This window comes from Acinetobacter sp. ANC_7553 (assembly GCF_056779895.1).
The window spans coordinates 18464-34665 of sequence record NZ_JBWYIV010000020.1; the positions used below are offsets into that span (position 1 = coordinate 18464).

Below are 16202 nucleotides of genomic sequence, written 5' to 3' on the forward strand. Positions count from 1 at the left end.
GAATTAACTCCTAAAGTGAAATATCAATATCAAAAATATCACTAATTTCTTCCGCGATGGCACTATGATCACTTTGCGCAATATTCATCATCAGGTTTGGATCATCATTTAATTCTAAGCTCATCGATTCAACTTGGTATCGATAAATGCGAATAGCAGCCCATGCTGACAATAATCCTAAACTTAAGATTCTAGCGATCCAATTACTCGCAACAATCCATGCATAGCGCCATTGATTACAACTGGTCTTAAACTGACTGCTGTTGAGTGTTGTGCTATTCCACGTAGTAATAAAAATTCGTGCCTGTATTAACGGACCAATAAACAACATTCCAATCGCATAAACGGCAAAGATCATCATCAGCATCATATCCATTCCATGACCACTGAGTATTGATAATGTCGAACCACCAAATCCGATGAGCATAAGAATCAATACAAAGAGAATCATGGGAACATATACTGCTCGCATATAACTAGGCCAGTCATTGTTTAATTGAAATTTGAGTTGTCCAACGTACAAATGATTAAGCGTATATTTTTTATAAATCCAAATTGCGACAGGGCTAAATATTCCTAATGTAAAAATGGTGATAGCAAGCGCAATTAAAAATTGTTTATAGGCTTCTTTATTCGTGCCAGAAAAATAAAAACGGCTGTTCCCAAATTTACTGTTGCGCGCATTAAATCGAATTGTGGCTCGTACCAACCATGGAAGAGCAATATAAATAATCAGTCCACCAAATGCTGCTATCGTCATATCCATATATGAGGCAATCGCAAATATTGCCCAAATGCCAATGGCTATCAGTCGACCAATCAAAATTTTAGTCGGTAAACCAGTAAAATCAAAAAAGCGATGAAAAAATTCGGTATTGTTATAAAAATATCTTAAACGACGTACTTTCGCCCATGGCGCATATAGGCTCAATGTCGCAATCGTCAATAAAATATTGACGATCCATATGCCAAAGTACTCCATCGCATTGCCATGAAATTTAAATTTAAATACTTTCCCCATATAAATCGGTCGATTTTCATCTGCATCAGATAATGGAAATGGATCGTTGATGAATGGTAAGGGTGCTTGTTCAGCGGAGTGTTCTGATGAATTCATTATTATTTTCTCTGATTATAAAAATGACATCCCGAGAGATGTCATCATTCAACATGGTTTAAATGTGATATCGCACACATTATAACGAACTTAAGTATGAATATCTTAAAATTCAAATGAGATTAATTTTGCAATTGTAAAGCATGGAATTGCAGATGATCATCAATAAAACTTTGGATAAAGAAGTATCCATGATCATAACCCTCATGCTCCCGCAATGTGAGCTTTTGACCTACGGTTTTACATGATTCAGCAAATAGCGCTGCATGAAGTTGAGCATAAAACTGATCTGCACCCCCCTGATCAATTAAAACTTCGTGATATAGAGCACCCTTTTCTTTCACGAGTTCATTCGCATCATGTGCTTTCCATAACTCACGTTCTTCTCCGAGGTAAGCTGAAAATGCCTTTTCACCCCATGGACAAATTGATGGCGCACAAATCGGTGCAAATGCTGAGACTGACTTAAATAAGTCTGGATACTTCCAAGCAAGCGTGAGTGCACCGTGTCCTCCCATGCTGTGACCAAAAATACCAATCCCCTCATCCTGTACAGGAAACGATGTAAGAACTAGAGAATACAGCTCCTGTATAAGATACGACTCCATCTGATAATGCTCAGCCCAAGGTGCTTGAGTTGCGTTTAAATAAAATCCAGCCCCTTGCCCTATATCCCAAGAATCCCCGACCGCCACGTCGTCACCACGAGGTGATGTATCTGGAGCAATCAATATAATTCCCAATTGTGCAGCTAAACGTTGTGCGTGTGCTTTGATGACAAAAGTTTCTTCAGTACAAGTCAAACCTGCAAGATAGTACAACGCAATACATTTTTGACCTTCGAGTGCCTGTGAAGGTAAAAATACAGAAAATTTAGTCGGATTTTTCAAAAACTTTGAATTGATCTGATAAACACGTTGTTCACCATCAAAACATTTATTCTTTTGAACCAATTCCATTGCACTGCCTCACACATTTAATTTTTAAAACATCATCGCATATTCGTAAACTGAGCACTATCACTCTGGTGTTCACTACTTACGGTTGATAATCCAACCTGAGGAAATAATCTCTTTTCAAGTTGCGGCAACATAATTTCCATATTCTTACCAATGACCCATTGTGGCTCTGATGGCATAAACCCTTGTGCATTTTCCCAATGCGCAATATTGACTGATGCATCTTCAAAGGCTTCACGTAAGCTATTTTTTTCACGCATCGCTAAATCAAAGAAAGCACGTCCAAAATAAGTCGAGTCTGCATCATTTGAACAACCAAAAGACTCTCGATCTGCTGCAGCTGCAGTAATGACTAATGTATCTGGTGATTGCAACGCTGGAATAAAACTACCAGAGAAACATGATGAAATCACAATGACTCTCCATCTGATCCCTGATTTATCAAGCGTTTGGCGCAACCATTTTGGATCTATGTCTTCCAAATCAATTGGCGTATTTTCCATTTGAAATTGGTTACTCAATCCATGGGAAGTCATATAAAGAAACAGGACATCACTTTCACGATTCATCTGAGCGCCAATACGTTGCAATGCCAAATCAATACTGGTCTTTGACGCAATTGGATATTCTTCGCGAGTTGCAGGATTATTAATTAACGCAATTGAACGACCAAAGGTTCCGAAACGCGTGTCAAATTGATCTTTAAATCTTTGAATTTCCAATTTGAATACATCTTGATAACTTGCACCAGCTACGCCCATAAAATACCAATGCGAGTTCGCGAACTCTCCAAATTGGATCTGTTCAAGCGCCTGATTTAATAATCTGCTTTGCGCGTAAAATGATTGTTCTGAAATACTTGGAGGCGCCTCATCTACCTTCCAAATTGGTTGACTTTGTGACGAAATCTGCCACACAAAAAGTGTAAAAAACGTGGCGATCATGATGAGCAGTCGCTCCCACCAAGGCCATTTTAATTCACGCGAAAAAACCCAAACAACAGCTAAGCTTTGCCAAACAAACAATAAAGAAAATATGTGCTGCAAATGATCAACAAGGAAATTAGGTTGATAGTCAAAGTTATTAAAATAATATTGGATAAGACACTGAATCAACACAATATGTGTGTCTAGTACTAACCAAAGTAATGCTGGCACCAACATCAAACGTGGATTATTAGTGCGCTGTGAAAGGAAAATCCCAACAATTAAAGCAATAAATGGCCAGAGCGCATAACTCACTAATCCTTGAGAGTTAAATTCTCCAGCACCACTCGATAACAACCAGCTAAATAAAGAGCTCGCTGAACCTCCAAGAATTCCCCAAAAAATAAGTTGAAGAATTGATGGCCTTACAATCTGTAGTGATTTCCTTGAACCTAAAAATAACCAAATCCCTGCAAGCTGGTTACTTTTTAAATCATGCCAAAAGTTAATTGAAGGTTTAAGGTCTATCATAAGATTACTGTGTAGGTGCTTGGATCAGCTTTTTTAAGTTTATGCTCGGTTAAATAATTATCAATGCTACTTTTAACTATATAACAATTTTTCGATTATTTTTGAGTCATTTACCAAACTACTCAGAAACAATCGTTTGAAAATAGGCATCAAATCGACATGCATCACCTAACCATTGATGATCAGGTTTTTGTGCATTGAGATAAACAGCATGCCTTGGTCGCTTTACAATAACTCGCTTAGCAACGCTTTGAGCCAATGCCAATAATTCATCACCTAAATCCATCTCTCCATCTTCTGGTAACAGAAGATGTAACAGCTGCATTTGTTTTTTAACTTGCGCTTGTTTTTTAATGGCATTTTGATTTTGGTCGCGCTGTGGAAACATTGGATCTAAATACACCACATCGGCATTGACGAATTGGTTCGCACATTGCTTAAGATAATCAGCGGAATCTGAAAAAACCAGCTGAATACGCGCAACAACACTCTTTAAAAATGGGTCAAGACTCGCTTGTTGATGAGTAGATTCTAACAAAGTATATAAAATTGGATGTCGTTCAACTAATGTAACATTTGCCCCTAAATGTGCCATCAATAAACTGTCATGTCCAAGCCCTGCGGTGGCATCAATGAGCTGGGGTTTTTCAGATAACTGGCATGCCCTTGCAATCATTTCAGATTTCAAGCTAGCACGTTTTAAGCGACCGACTTCGGCTTTCCAATCAGGTTGCATACGCATGCCCTGTGCGCACAGCCACAACCCATCTTGATCAACACAAAGCGCAAGTTCAGGATGATGTCTGAAAAATCGAGCATTCAATTTTTCAACCTCTTCGATTGTTGACTGCACCCCACGAGAAGAAAGCACAGCATTAAAATGCTGTGCTTTCTCAAGAAAATCTCGTTCAGCAAATAAGCGTATTTCGCTTACCATAATTTCCAACCTGTAAATGCAAAGAGAAGGATCACTAAACCTGAAGCAATTCGATACCAAGCAAAAATCATAAAATCACGTTTTGCGACATAGGCAACCAAAGCTCGAATGAGTAATAAAGCTGAGACAAATGAAACAATCAACCCAGTTGTCAACACTGCCCAATCTTCAGCAGTCTGGAACACATCATAGCTTTGATATAAATCTAATAATCCAGCACCAATAATGACTGGAATTCCAAGAAAGAATGAAAATTCGGTCGCTGCTTTGCGGGAAACGCCTAAAAACATTGCCCCGATGATCGTAGCACCAGAACGTGATGTACCTGGGATCAAAGAGAGCACTTGAATTAAACCAATCCAAATTGCATCTTTATAACTGAGCTCTTCAACTTCTTTGACACGTATTCTTGGGGGATTTTTTTCTACCCAAATGATAATTAAACCACCCACAATCAGGCCAATTGCAATCGCGTAGTTATTAAATAATAGCTCTTTTACTGTTTGCCCAAAGGTCAAACCTATTGCAACAATTGGGATTGAAGCCAAGATTAAACCAAATCCGAGTCTTCTACCTTGTGCTTCGCCAGTGACCATACCCGTTGCAGCACCCCATAAGCGCGACCAATATTCATAAATAACCGCTGCGATTGCCCCCATTTGAATGGCAATCACAAAGACATCACTTTTTTCCTTGGTCCAGAAATTCATGAGTTCAGCGGCTAAAATTAAATGGCCTGTACTAGAAATGGGTAAAAACTCAGTAATACCTTCAACGATACCCATAATTGCCGCTTTAAGCAGCAGTAAAAGATCCATAGAAATTCCTAATTATGCTTTGCCTTGTTCTGGAATTTTTTTCCACGCATTGTCACGTAAATAAACGGGTAGTGCGAGATCGGCACTGAGCCAGTGTTTTTTTAAAGCATGTTCACGTGCAATCGTCGCTATATCCTCAGCAGTTGCTTGGACATTTGAATAATCATTTAATTCGGGATGAATACATTTTGTTCCCGAACCAATCATTTGAAACTTTTGATAGGCTGCAGCATTTTCATAATTTAATAATTGCTCTTCATCCACCAACTGCATTAAACCTTGAGCATTTAACTGAAAACTTGCGATGTAGACCTCACTCATTCTTGCATCAAGTACAGCCGTAACTTCTGTCAGTTGATACATTCGATAAGCAGCCTGTGCCAGAGCTTGAAGGGATGAAACAGGAATCACAGGCACGTCATGTGACCATGCAAGTGCCTGAGTGACTGCTGCATTAATACGCACACCGCTGAATGAGCCAGGACCACGACTAAAAGCGATCGCATCCAAATCTGAAACGTGTACTTCAGCTTGCTGAAAAGCTGCTTCAATCATTGGGAGGATAGATTGGGTCTGCGCTTTTGCACGATCATCTAGTTTATAAAAAAGTACTTGATTCTCATCAATTAACGAAACTGAGCACTGCTCATTGGCAGTTTCTAATGCAAGCAATTTCATGCATGCCCCTATAAATCGTTAAAAATGGTGCTAATCATACTCCACTCGAATTATTCCTGCGAGAGCAGATCTGTTCAGATTTAGTGATTATTGAACGCTGGTATGAATATCAACACTTATATTTAAAATTCAAATTTTTCAAGCTGAGTGAAATTTTTGAAATGATGCGCATAATGCATCGCACTCATTTTGAGTTTAGCTTCTGCAAACTCATCTAATGTTTTAATTACTTTGCCAGGAGAGCCCATCACCAATGAATTATCTGGGATGATTTTACCTTCTGGAATCAACGCATTCGCGCCAATAATGCAATTTTTACCGATTACAGCATTATTTAATATGACGGCGTTGATACCAATCAAACTATTATCTCCAATCGTACAACCATGTAACATTGCTTGATGACCAATGGTGACATATTGCCCAACATTCAATTCAATGCCGGGATCAGTGTGTAAGACGGCATTTTCTTGAATATTACTGAAATCACCAATACGAATTTTGCAGTTATCCCCGCGTATTACCGCACCAAACCAAACACTCACCTCTTGTCCAAGTTCAACATCGCCAATCACAGTGGCATTTTCTGCAATCCATCCATTCCATGGTTGAATCGTCGTTGAAGGGGTTTTGTCTTGAAATTTGTACATCATATGCAGCAATCCTATGCATTTAATATTTTAATGTTGTTTGAAAATTGAAGATTTAAAACTTGGGGAATTGAGCAAAAAGGGCCAGTTTTTTTTATAATTTAAGCCATACTGAAACAACGAAATCAGGATCCTTGCTGTAAGACCCCATATCACCTCATTCTCAACTCTTAAACTTGGAAAATAGATTGATTGCTTAGCCAATCGAACTTCATAAGGTGTTGGGCGAGCATCCATCATTTCGCGTATTGAAGCAAAAAAAATACGATCTATTTCTGTAGGTTGTGGGACAAGCTTCACATTAGGCGGTATCAATCCAACAACAGGTTTTACTAAAACACCCGCTTTTGAGCGCTCTGAAGGCAGATCACCTAGCAACTTTACATCGAACGGATTCAAAGCCGTTTCTTCCCATGCTTCTCGGAGTGCAACAACAATATTACTGGTGTCGTTCGGATCTCTTTTTCCTCCTGGGAATGACACTTCACCCGCATGATTATTCATATAAATAGAGCGACGCGTCAGCAGAATTTTAGGATCATCTTCATTGGTGATTGCAAGTAATACTGCAGCATCAGCTTTTTGAATGCGTTTAGAAAACCTAAGGTGTTGTTGCAGTTGCAATGTTAATGAATGATCCATCATCTTGAATAGCTCGATCTCTCTTTTTTATTCTCATCCCATCATATATGAAATTTTGTGCATAAGGCTATAAATGATGCGAAAGTTATTTTTTTGGGGTATGCTGAATCATCTCATTTTTACTTGACAGCATATGCCTTTTTGCACGGCCTGTGGGCAACCGACGACCGAACAGATTCCTTTAGGTGATCATAAAGTACGCCAAGTCTGTACGCATTGTAAGACCATTCACTATGTGAATCCGAAGGTCATTTGTGGAGCCTTAGCGATTTGGGAAGATAAAGTACTCTTATGTCGTAGAGCGATTGAACCGCGCTATGGTCTTTGGACGCTACCAGCAGGATATATGGAACTCTTCGAGACAATGGAGCAAGGTGCAGCTCGTGAAACTCGTGAAGAAGCTGAAGCTGAAGTGGAAATTGAGCAATTGTACTGTATGTACAATATCCCTCGTATTGGTCAAATTTACGTATTATTTAAATCTCACCTTGTTGAAGGTAAATTTGGAGCTGGTGAAGAAACCATCGAAAGTCGTTTATTTGAAGAACACGAGATTCCATGGGATAGTTTAGCTTTCCCAAGTGTTGAACGAACGCTTCGTCATTATTTTGAAGACCGAAAATCGAATCATTTTCCTACACACTTAGAGACCTTAGGTACTCGACTTGATCAAACAGGTTAAAAAAAACTCCATCTCATAAGATGGAGTTTTTTTGGTTAAGCTTTTCGACCTATTTGATAACAAGGTGTTAAAGCAATTTCAATTGTTCCTGTTCTAAGCTTTGCTAGATTAAGTTGTTCAGTCGTTGGTTTATTCTCTGGAATCGAATTGTACGTGTGTTGGTATGTCGCATGCGTATTCACCCATTCAGCTGCGGCTGTAGAGCCCTTAGTATCCCAACTCGTGATATTAATACCCGCTCTTATGTCATTATTTACGATTAAGTTTTGTAAATTTAAACGTACACCTCCAGATGACACAAGTTCACTATTAGAATCGACTCCAAAGTCTGGTCTGTTATTTAGTCCAGCTCTGACCCCATTTAGGTTCCCAAAAATTGGATTCGCTAGAATCATACGTATTGTCAGAGATTTATCATTTGCAGTTGAATATGTTGTGCCTGTCGTACCAATAATGAATTGTTGAACATCCAATTCATCGGTCATGGTTGAAGTATTCTTAATGCTTGGACAAGTGGTAGATTTTAAACTCGATGCAGTACGATTGGTTCGTATATCTCCATTTTCATCAATGACGATACTCACTGTTTGTGATGGAATCGTTTTATCATTAAAGTTAAACACTAAATCTGCGTATAATGGGAAAATAATTTGATCCCCAGCTTCAACATTTTTACGTGTTTTGAACACTTTACGATCTAAATAGCTCACTGGACTGTATTTTAGAATATCAAGCTTACCTGTATAGCGCTCAGAATTGACATCTTGATGCCACTCCCCATATACCTCAGTGCTTGTAGGTGTATCCTTGCTGCCTAAGAATCCTTGATAAGCATACTGATTACCAGGAATAATGGATTGACCAAACAGAGTTCCTTTATAGATTTCTAATTTGTCATTTGAAGATTCAATACTTTTAAAAACTAAAGGTTTTTGTATTTTTTGTGAGATATTATTCAACCAATCTTTTGAATTAGAAACGACATCTAATTTTTCAGGTGGTACTTGATTGATTAATAATACTCGTGCTAACTCTTCTGAAGTATTACTACCCGTAACAATTGGTTTCCCTCTCCACTGTGAGAGATAACCACTCGCATAACCTTCGCGCGTAGTAATTACGCTCATATCAGCAATTGCTTGATTATTGTTTAGGCTTGAGCCGTGAAACCCTGCGAAATTAGTATTTTGTCCAATAAAGAGTAAGTGATTGGCCTGATAAATACCCACACTTCTCATTCTGATGATCTGTTGTGCTACTTTTTCCGCATCATCAATTGATACCTTATCGACATCTAACCATGGTTTCAGGATCTGAACATAACTGCCATTGTTGAACTCATTGGCCGTTATATTTTGGCTGATCACTTGAAGACCATCCAAATTGTCTTTTGACAGCACAACTTGCTGTATATCACCAGGTACATTACTGATTTGATCTACACCTAATGTTTGCAAAATTCGTATAATTCCGACCATTGCGTTATAGGTAGGATCGGACATATTAAAATTTTCAATTGGCTTACCAGTTAGCCCTTGAGCCATATCTTGTACACCAATCTGAATATAAACATCGCTCATTTTCTTAGGCACAATTGAACCTAGATCGACCGTCCCTAACTCAATTTTTCGAGCACTGGCTTCACCCTGAATATAAAATGTAACTTTGTCTCCCACTTGGCATGAACCAGTTGCAACATTAGGATCGAGTTCAGTTCGATAGTGATTCAGTTTGTCAGTACTACAATCGAACTTTAGTCCCTCTACAGGATAGTCCAAGACAAATCCAAGACAATTAGCATCATTTGAGGTTAAACAACCATTAGAGGTTGTAACGGAACCACGGTTAGGATCTTCATTTATTTTAGCACTCTCTCCACCACATCCAGTCAGTGCTAAAAAAAGCGTGGAAAACGTGAATGGGATAATATTAGACTTTTTCATTCTAGTTCTCTTTTATTTGATGGCCTTAAGCTTTAGCTGACCAGTATTCACGAGTTTTTGATTTTGAATATCAATTGATTCGACTAAAGGGGTGAGTAATAAATATCGTGTTTGAGGTGGTTTTTTTAATATACCTTCGAGTGCAGAGTATGTCGTGACGTTGGCTTGAGTATCTGTACTTTTAAAACCAGTCGCTCCCTCTAAAATGCAACCTTGCTGATCCAAAAATACTGCAATCGGCCAATAAAAAGTTGGGTTATTTTGAGATGAAGCAAATGATTGAATTTGAATCTGATCAATTGATTCATCTAACTCCACCACCTCGTAAGCAAAACGTTCTTTCAATGGCGCAACTGGCCATAAACCAATTTCACCTTGAGCACCCTTCAAACGCTTAGCTTTCTGAATTTTTCTATCTTGAAAACATGTATGTTCCAAAGATTCTGCAAGATCTTTTGCTTCAATACGCATGTACGTACTCGATAAAGCCATTGCTTCTTTCGCTGTAGGCTCTGTCGGCCGTAGGAACTGAGATAAAACGGCTTTGGTAATCCCTTTTTGTCGCTCAATCGTTTCAAAACGAGCTGCACCTACACCCAGCGTATCAGGAACTACATAAAACCGTTTTCTTCCTTCCAGATTAAACTCATGATCCTCAAGATATTCATGATCAATGTATTCAACACCATCAATCACAGTTACAGGACTTCCTGTTTCAGCTTTCAGTGAACCACCTGCGTTTTTGCTATCTGAAATCTGCTCAACACGTTGAAGGCTTTCTTTAGAATTTTGATCGTGTGTAGATTTATTTTTTGTTAATGACTGCTCATGTTTCGTATTGACTTTAGTCTGTGCAAGATCAATTTTCGTCATTTGATCTTGAGTCTTTTTTTCAACACTCACTGTTGATTGTTCAACATTGTCATTTTGACTGCGCCCAACTGATTTGCTCGCTGTAGGAGCTTTAATACTCGGCTGAGCGATTTCAACCTGTATTTTTTTAGGCTCATCTGCTGGTTTGTTTTGAATGATTTTTGGCTGAACATTTTCTCTTTGAATTGATTTTTGATTTTTAATAGATTCGTTTTTTTGAGCACTAGATGCAGCTCTTTCGATGACAATCGGTCTACCATCTGGACCTATAATTGTGTAAAAGTCTTGGGCATTCAATGTAGGACATATTAAAAAAGAACCTGCGCATAAGACACAACCGAGAGACTGGCTTACTCTTGTCTTTATTTGTTTAAATTGCTCAAGATTTAAGTCCATTACCATCTCGTTCTATAATTTATACCTAAAATCGTAACTTTGGTATTCGTCGATACATTTAAGCCAGCATATGGATTAAGTAATAAATTATCCACGGCGTCTAGATTGGCTAGGCTACTTGATCCCGCTGGAATTCTATCGCGGCTCCGAAGGAACCCGACTGATAAATCAATATCTGTATCTTCATCAAAACGGTAACCAATACCCAATCCAAACAATTGTGCATTATTGATCGGTACCATTGTATTCCGCTTTCCATCTGGAATCGCACTTGTTCTAGGTTCATAACCAGCACGGAATTTCAAACGGTCATTGGCAGAATATTCAACGCCAACGCCCCAACTCCATGGAGATTGAAAACCTAGAGGCAGAGATAAAGAAGAGTCTGTTACATCATTAGATAACAGTTTTGCAATCTTCAGAGCAGAAATTTGACGATCGAACTCAAATTTAAACTTATCCCAAGCCGCATAGTCAGTCCATCCCACATCGAAATTTACCTGTAAGTCCGGGAATACTTTGTACTTAATCCCCGCTTGGAAATGTGCTGGATATTCTAAATCCATAGACATTAGACCAGTTTCAATCGCAGGTACATAGTTTGGAAAACCAAGTATGGTTGCCAAAACTTGCCCCGTAGGTGAGGAGTTTAGTCCTTTGATTAATTCTCGGGATGCGTTTCCATTTTCTACAATATATTTACCCTTCAAGCGCATTTTAGCACCGCTTTGGTAAACCAGCCCCAAACCAAACTCTTCAGTGGGTTCCCACAAGACACCTAAGTTGTAGCTTGGTGATAAACTCTGCTCCATTTCAACATTGATTTTCCCGAAAGTTGAAAATGGATTCATGCCCTCATTGGTATTACATAAGCCGAATAACAAAATATTCGTGACAATATTGTCATTCCCTCCACGGAAAGGGGCACAGACAGACTCATCCACCATCCGAAGAAGACCAATCATTTCATTTGGAAAACGTAAATCTGTTTTCATGGCAATGGCTTGATAAGACATGCCCACTGAAGCACCAATTGAAAGTTCATCATTTACTTGATATGCAATCGATGGTGATAAATATGTAATACGCTCCATGGCAACTTGCTGCCCCATGAAGTTACCCGGATTACCATCTTCTGCACCGAAACCTGCAACCATTGGTGCGTAAACTGCTGTAGCGAAAGTAAACTTAGATCCTGGTGGGTTGTAGGAGATTCCTCCAGTTGGAGCTGCTACTGGCCATCCCTCTCCTAAATCCACCATTTTTTTCAATATAGGAATATATAAGGATGCGTACTCGACATCACCTCTCACAGAATCCTTAAAATCAGTACAGAGGTTTGATGGATTATCAAGCGCATCATTACAGATTAATGGATCATCAGAATATCCAAAGACGTCATAACCTGATGGCGCTGAAAATTCACGCTGAATATCAAAATTAGCAACTAAGCCTTGAACGTCGGTTTGTAAACCTTTGAGTTTGGTTAAACCCGCAGGGTTAAAGTGAATTGCACTAATCCCGGGTGGATCTGCAGTGACAGCATTACCCATTGATAATGAGCGTACATCTACAGATAAATTCTGCCCAAGGTGTGCAAAGACTTGCGTACTACATCCACTCAGAACAATTGCTATAACTAAAGGATGCAAACGGAATTGACTCATTTCCGAACTCCTTTAGCTTGCTTTTTTCTTACCGAAGCCAAGTATATCTAATGGGAACGATAGGCCGAGAGAAACATCTGGAGAGTCTTCAGTTAAACCGATACCTATCGTTCCATTGACAATCGTCTTCGGACTAACACGTACACCGAGTGCCACCGCAAACATAGAGCTGGTCTGAGTCGCAGGCTCGTAATATTCACCTGTATCATATGTAAATTTGGTACCCATGTTCATCGATTGCTGATAAGACATGGTCAAGGAGACATCATAGTTAAATGAATATGCAAACCCGAACGAGAATCCAGCCGTAACACCGGGTTCAAAAGTATCTAAAACACGGTTACGCCCGGTTAAACCTTCACCTTGAGTATTTCCTCCCCCTCGGATTTGATTTAAGCCAGATTCTTTAAAACCATAATTTGTTGATACTGACGCAAACAATACAACTGGATCAATATATTTTGTTGTACTTGCACCAACACCAACTGAATAATACCCCTTACCTGTTGAGAGATCCGTCAAAGGATTAATTTCATAGGGGCTATCACCTGTTTTTGTCGATAGATTACCAAACAAAATAAGTGGCAAACGACCTTCTTTCAGTGGAAATGGCTCCCAACGCGCCCCTAAACTAATATCACCCAATCCAGCAGTGGTCGTATCTTTGACACTATCAGACTTTGCAACCAATGGAATTGAAGCGTTTAGCGTGATGTTATCTCTTAAACCATATTGCGCTGTGATGGTATTGGTAATCGTATGATTTGCATCTTCATCAATACGAAGTTGATACAATTGTCCTTCATCGATCGAAGCATTTATTTGTGAATCCCGATAGTACGAATAATCAAGATCATAGAACGTTGAAAACTCACCACGCTTAATCAGTGAATATTGTCGCTCATTAGAGGAAAAAACTTCCTGCAAGTTAGTCTCTTGCGTCGCATCACCTTCTTTTTGTTGGAGCGCATTTGCAGCCTGCCCTTCAACACCTGGCTTAAGAGAAGGTGTTGCATCAACATTTTCAGTAGATTCTGCCGTATAACTTGATTGTGCTTGTTCAAGCTCGGTCGCCGAACTATTTTCAGTATTATTTTGAGTATCTTGAGAAATATTCTCTTCTGATGGAGCTTCAACTGTTTCGGGTGCTGCATAGACGCCTGTGACAATCATTTGAATACTGATTGCGAGTAGCGTTCTTTTCGTCCATTGATTATTCATTTTACTTCCTACCACAATTCTTCATTATTTGGATTTTGTTTCAATTCAATTTAATTGCATTTAAATTACTTACGTTTATAGTAAAGCCGCATATATGTTGTAATGGGTTGATTATACGTTGGAGATTTGGGATCAAGATCTAATACTTTACGCATAGTTGAGGCTTTATCTGCGATTTTATTCATATAATCTGACGAAAATTGTGCATCAACTAAGGCGTAACGGTTAATTGTTGCATCATCGACATGTCTTAAATCTGTTTCTTGTAATGCCAATAGATCTTTCTGTTGAGATTCAGGAACGTTCACTAAAAATAAGGTATTGTTTTCCCAAATTTCTTTAAATCGTGCTTCATCAAAACTGATATTTCCTAATGCAGGGTCAGCAACATAAACCCTTCCATCTTTATATGCTTTGTATACAACAAAGTGCTTAAAACCTGCATAGTGAATTGGAACAATAGCAGGTTGTGTCTGTTTAATCAGGTCTTTGAATTCACCACGGTACCCCCCACTTTCATAACCTAAAGCAGTGACGAAGCGCTTCATATCCAATAATGAAAAGCTTCTACGCTCAATGATTCGATCATACTCGCCAAATCGCAACAATCCCTCCATGGTTTGTTGTTCTGTCAAATTTAGACCAGCGTGACCATTAAGAACTGTCGTCAACGCCGCAGAACCACAACTATAGTCATACGCTTGACGAACTATTCCTCTAAACTGATTTTCGATAGCCGGCTTGATAGCTACAGGTTCACGGTGATTTTTTGTATAAGATAGATGTCGTGAGTCTGCAATCTCACTGTAATAAACTGCTTCGCGTGGTTTTTCTTTAATTTCGAGAGCATGACTCGCAAAAAAATACATAATTGCAGAGCCTAAAGTAATTTCTATCATAATGTTAACTGTTCTAGTTCGGCGTACTTGCCTTTATGATTCTGTAGTTGGAGTTTGCACTCACATTTATTCTTATATTCAGAATACCTTTTTCATCCTAAAAATACAGTACTTTTACTTTTTAATTTCAAATTCGCAAAATTTAAAAAACGCGTGATCAACACGCGTTTTTTGTATAAAAACTTAGTGACCAGAAATTTTGATTGAAGTGCTACCCAAATTCAAACCTTGAACTTCGATTGAACCGATACTCTTATTAGCTTCACCTAAAGAAACTTTTTGGATGTAAGCATTCAATGGTGATTGAGCTGGGCTGATATATAATCCATCTTTTGTTACACCAATTTTGGCGTCAGCATTCAGGTTTTTACTGCCTGAACTTGTAACTTTCAAGCCCTCGATTCCAATGCTACCACCGCCCGATGTAGATGTATCATTAATAGTTAAGCTTGTAGATAAACCACCAGTGATTTCAGAATCAACAACAATCATAGCGCCTTGAGGTGCATTACCTAATTGAACGTTTGCTTTGGTTGCACCCAATGATAATGTTAAACCTGTAATAATTTGTTTTTCAGAACCTTCAACAACACCACGAACATTGTCATCAGAACTGTAAGTGCCAGAGCTTGCAACCCCAATAGAACCAACATTGATGTCTAAAGCACCAGTTTCAGCAAGAACATTAAGTACCGCTTGACCACCAACATCTGCGGCATCAACTTTCAACGTTGCTAAGTTTTGAGTATTTCCAGTACCCTTTGAAATCGTTAAACCGTTAACCGTGATTGCACCAGCACCAATTGTTGGATCAGCAGTGCCAGCTGTATTAATGGTCGTATCACCGAATGTCAAAGCGCTATTTGTAAAACCATCATTATCATGAATATATAACTTATCGATTTCGATACCAGCAGTTGTATCAATGGCAATAGTAATACCATCTTGACCAGTCGTTGCGCTGAGTGATGCATCATCCATTGCCTGCATCGCCATAGCATTCACGCTCACCGCCATTGAAGAAACTAAAGCCAATTTTGTGAATAATTTCATTATGTACTCTCCCAAGAGCATTTTTTTCATTTTTTTGACTGCTCTCCGTGTTTCTGAAGTTTTTATAATTTAACGACTGAAACTTCATCCTTGAGCAGTTCGCTTTGCAGTATTAAGTTAACCTTATGTTATCTTATGATCAATATCTGTTAAGAAAATTCGACCTATTCCCGATAAATGGCATAAGTGTGAACTAGTATTAAATGGGTG

The 16202-nt window shown here is 38.8% G+C and carries 15 protein-coding genes; 1 reads left to right on the forward strand and 14 read right to left on the reverse strand.

Annotated elements, in window-relative coordinates:
• Window positions 1-10: 10 nt before the first annotated feature.
• From AC1M9I_RS13710 to AC1M9I_RS13745, 8 genes are all read right to left on the reverse strand, one after another.
• A complete protein-coding gene (locus AC1M9I_RS13710; RefSeq protein ID WP_257219954.1) occupies window positions 11-1021 on the reverse strand; it encodes a YjgN family protein in 1011 nt (336 codons plus the stop codon).
• Between the two features lie 218 nt (window positions 1022-1239).
• Window positions 1240-2076 carry an S-formylglutathione hydrolase gene (fghA, locus tag AC1M9I_RS13715; RefSeq protein WP_481611156.1) on the reverse strand — a complete coding sequence of 279 codons (837 nt, stop codon included), beginning with the start codon at window positions 2074-2076 and terminating at the stop codon, window positions 1240-1242.
• A gap of 32 nt (window positions 2077-2108) precedes the next feature.
• Window positions 2109-3533: a C13 family peptidase gene (locus AC1M9I_RS13720; RefSeq protein ID WP_035268271.1), complete on the reverse strand. Its 1425-nt coding sequence runs from the start codon at window positions 3531-3533 to the stop codon at window positions 2109-2111.
• 118 nt (window positions 3534-3651) lie between these two features.
• Window positions 3652-4470, reverse strand: a complete 819-nt coding sequence (locus tag AC1M9I_RS13725) for a class I SAM-dependent methyltransferase (RefSeq protein ID WP_481595143.1) — start codon at window positions 4468-4470, stop codon at window positions 3652-3654.
• Window positions 4464-5288, reverse strand: a complete 825-nt coding sequence (locus AC1M9I_RS13730; RefSeq protein WP_035268259.1) for an undecaprenyl-diphosphate phosphatase — start codon at window positions 5286-5288, stop codon at window positions 4464-4466. The genes AC1M9I_RS13725 and AC1M9I_RS13730 overlap by 7 nt, the downstream gene beginning before the upstream one ends.
• Window positions 5289-5300: 12 nt before the next feature.
• Window positions 5301-5966: a tRNA (adenosine(37)-N6)-threonylcarbamoyltransferase complex dimerization subunit type 1 TsaB gene (tsaB, locus tag AC1M9I_RS13735; protein WP_092768604.1), complete on the reverse strand. Its 666-nt coding sequence runs from the start codon at window positions 5964-5966 to the stop codon at window positions 5301-5303.
• 122 nt (window positions 5967-6088) lie between these two features.
• The gene (locus AC1M9I_RS13740; RefSeq protein WP_035268256.1) at window positions 6089-6619 is read right to left on the reverse strand and encodes a gamma carbonic anhydrase family protein; all 531 of its coding nucleotides are present in this window, start codon (window positions 6617-6619) and stop codon (window positions 6089-6091) included.
• A gap of 27 nt (window positions 6620-6646) precedes the next feature.
• Entirely contained in the window at window positions 6647-7261 is a 615-nt protein-coding gene (locus AC1M9I_RS13745; protein WP_035268255.1) for a CoA pyrophosphatase, read from the reverse strand.
• Window positions 7262-7391: 130 nt separating this feature from the next.
• Here AC1M9I_RS13745 and AC1M9I_RS13750 point away from each other — a divergent pair, with 130 nt between their 5' ends.
• The gene (locus AC1M9I_RS13750) at window positions 7392-7940 is read left to right on the forward strand and encodes an NUDIX hydrolase (RefSeq protein WP_035268253.1); all 549 of its coding nucleotides are present in this window, start codon (window positions 7392-7394) and stop codon (window positions 7938-7940) included.
• A 35-nt stretch (window positions 7941-7975) separates the two neighbouring features.
• Here AC1M9I_RS13750 and filF read toward each other — a convergent pair whose 3' ends face one another.
• From filF to filA, 6 genes are all read right to left on the reverse strand, one after another.
• The gene (filF, locus tag AC1M9I_RS13755; RefSeq protein ID WP_481595144.1) at window positions 7976-9883 is read right to left on the reverse strand and encodes a putative pilus system protein FilF; all 1908 of its coding nucleotides are present in this window, start codon (window positions 9881-9883) and stop codon (window positions 7976-7978) included.
• 12 nt (window positions 9884-9895) lie between these two features.
• Window positions 9896-11152, reverse strand: a complete 1257-nt coding sequence (filE, locus tag AC1M9I_RS13760; protein ID WP_481611157.1) for a putative pilus assembly protein FilE — start codon at window positions 11150-11152, stop codon at window positions 9896-9898.
• The gene (gene filD, locus AC1M9I_RS13765) at window positions 11152-12819 is read right to left on the reverse strand and encodes a putative pilus system OmpP1/FadL family transporter FilD (RefSeq protein ID WP_481611158.1); all 1668 of its coding nucleotides are present in this window, start codon (window positions 12817-12819) and stop codon (window positions 11152-11154) included. The genes filE and filD overlap by 1 nt, the downstream gene beginning before the upstream one ends.
• 12 nt (window positions 12820-12831) lie before the next feature.
• Entirely contained in the window at window positions 12832-14040 is a 1209-nt protein-coding gene (gene filC / locus AC1M9I_RS13770; RefSeq protein WP_481594033.1) for a putative pilus system protein FilC, read from the reverse strand.
• Between the two features lie 65 nt (window positions 14041-14105).
• A complete protein-coding gene (gene filB / locus AC1M9I_RS13775) occupies window positions 14106-14939 on the reverse strand; it encodes a putative pilus system C39 family peptidase FilB (RefSeq protein ID WP_481588027.1) in 834 nt (277 codons plus the stop codon).
• Window positions 14940-15122: 183 nt separating this feature from the next.
• Window positions 15123-15992 (reverse strand): putative pilus system protein FilA, encoded by an 870-nt coding sequence (filA, locus tag AC1M9I_RS13780; RefSeq protein ID WP_092768589.1) that lies wholly within the window; start codon window positions 15990-15992, stop codon window positions 15123-15125.
• Window positions 15993-16202: the final 210 nt, after the last annotated feature.

Bases quoted from the DNA above. Each gene is read 5' to 3' on its own strand.
- filB (WP_481588027.1), bottom strand. From the start codon at position 14,939: ATGATAGAAATTACTTTAGGCTCTGCAATTATGTATTTTTTTGCGAGT.
- AC1M9I_RS13730 (WP_035268259.1), bottom strand. From the start codon at position 5,288: ATGGATCTTTTACTGCTGCTTAAAGCGGCAATTATGGGTATCGTTGAA.
- filE (WP_481611157.1), bottom strand. From the start codon at position 11,152: ATGGACTTAAATCTTGAGCAATTTAAACAAATAAAGACAAGAGTAAGC.
- filC (WP_481594033.1), bottom strand. From the start codon at position 14,040: ATGAATAATCAATGGACGAAAAGAACGCTACTCGCAATCAGTATTCAA.
- AC1M9I_RS13710 (WP_257219954.1), bottom strand. From the start codon at position 1,021: ATGGGGAAAGTATTTAAATTTAAATTTCATGGCAATGCGATGGAGTAC.
- AC1M9I_RS13725 (WP_481595143.1), bottom strand. From the start codon at position 4,470: ATGGTAAGCGAAATACGCTTATTTGCTGAACGAGATTTTCTTGAGAAA.
- AC1M9I_RS13720 (WP_035268271.1), bottom strand. From the start codon at position 3,533: ATGATAGACCTTAAACCTTCAATTAACTTTTGGCATGATTTAAAAAGT.
- AC1M9I_RS13740 (WP_035268256.1), bottom strand. From the start codon at position 6,619: ATGATGTACAAATTTCAAGACAAAACCCCTTCAACGACGATTCAACCA.
- filD (WP_481611158.1), bottom strand. From the start codon at position 12,819: ATGAGTCAATTCCGTTTGCATCCTTTAGTTATAGCAATTGTTCTGAGT.
- tsaB (WP_092768604.1), bottom strand. From the start codon at position 5,966: ATGAAATTGCTTGCATTAGAAACTGCCAATGAGCAGTGCTCAGTTTCG.
- filA (WP_092768589.1), bottom strand. From the start codon at position 15,992: ATGAAATTATTCACAAAATTGGCTTTAGTTTCTTCAATGGCGGTGAGC.
- fghA (WP_481611156.1), bottom strand. From the start codon at position 2,076: ATGGAATTGGTTCAAAAGAATAAATGTTTTGATGGTGAACAACGTGTT.
- AC1M9I_RS13745 (WP_035268255.1), bottom strand. From the start codon at position 7,261: ATGATGGATCATTCATTAACATTGCAACTGCAACAACACCTTAGGTTT.
- AC1M9I_RS13750 (WP_035268253.1), top strand. From the start codon at position 7,392: ATGCCTTTTTGCACGGCCTGTGGGCAACCGACGACCGAACAGATTCCT.
- filF (WP_481595144.1), bottom strand. From the start codon at position 9,883: ATGAAAAAGTCTAATATTATCCCATTCACGTTTTCCACGCTTTTTTTA.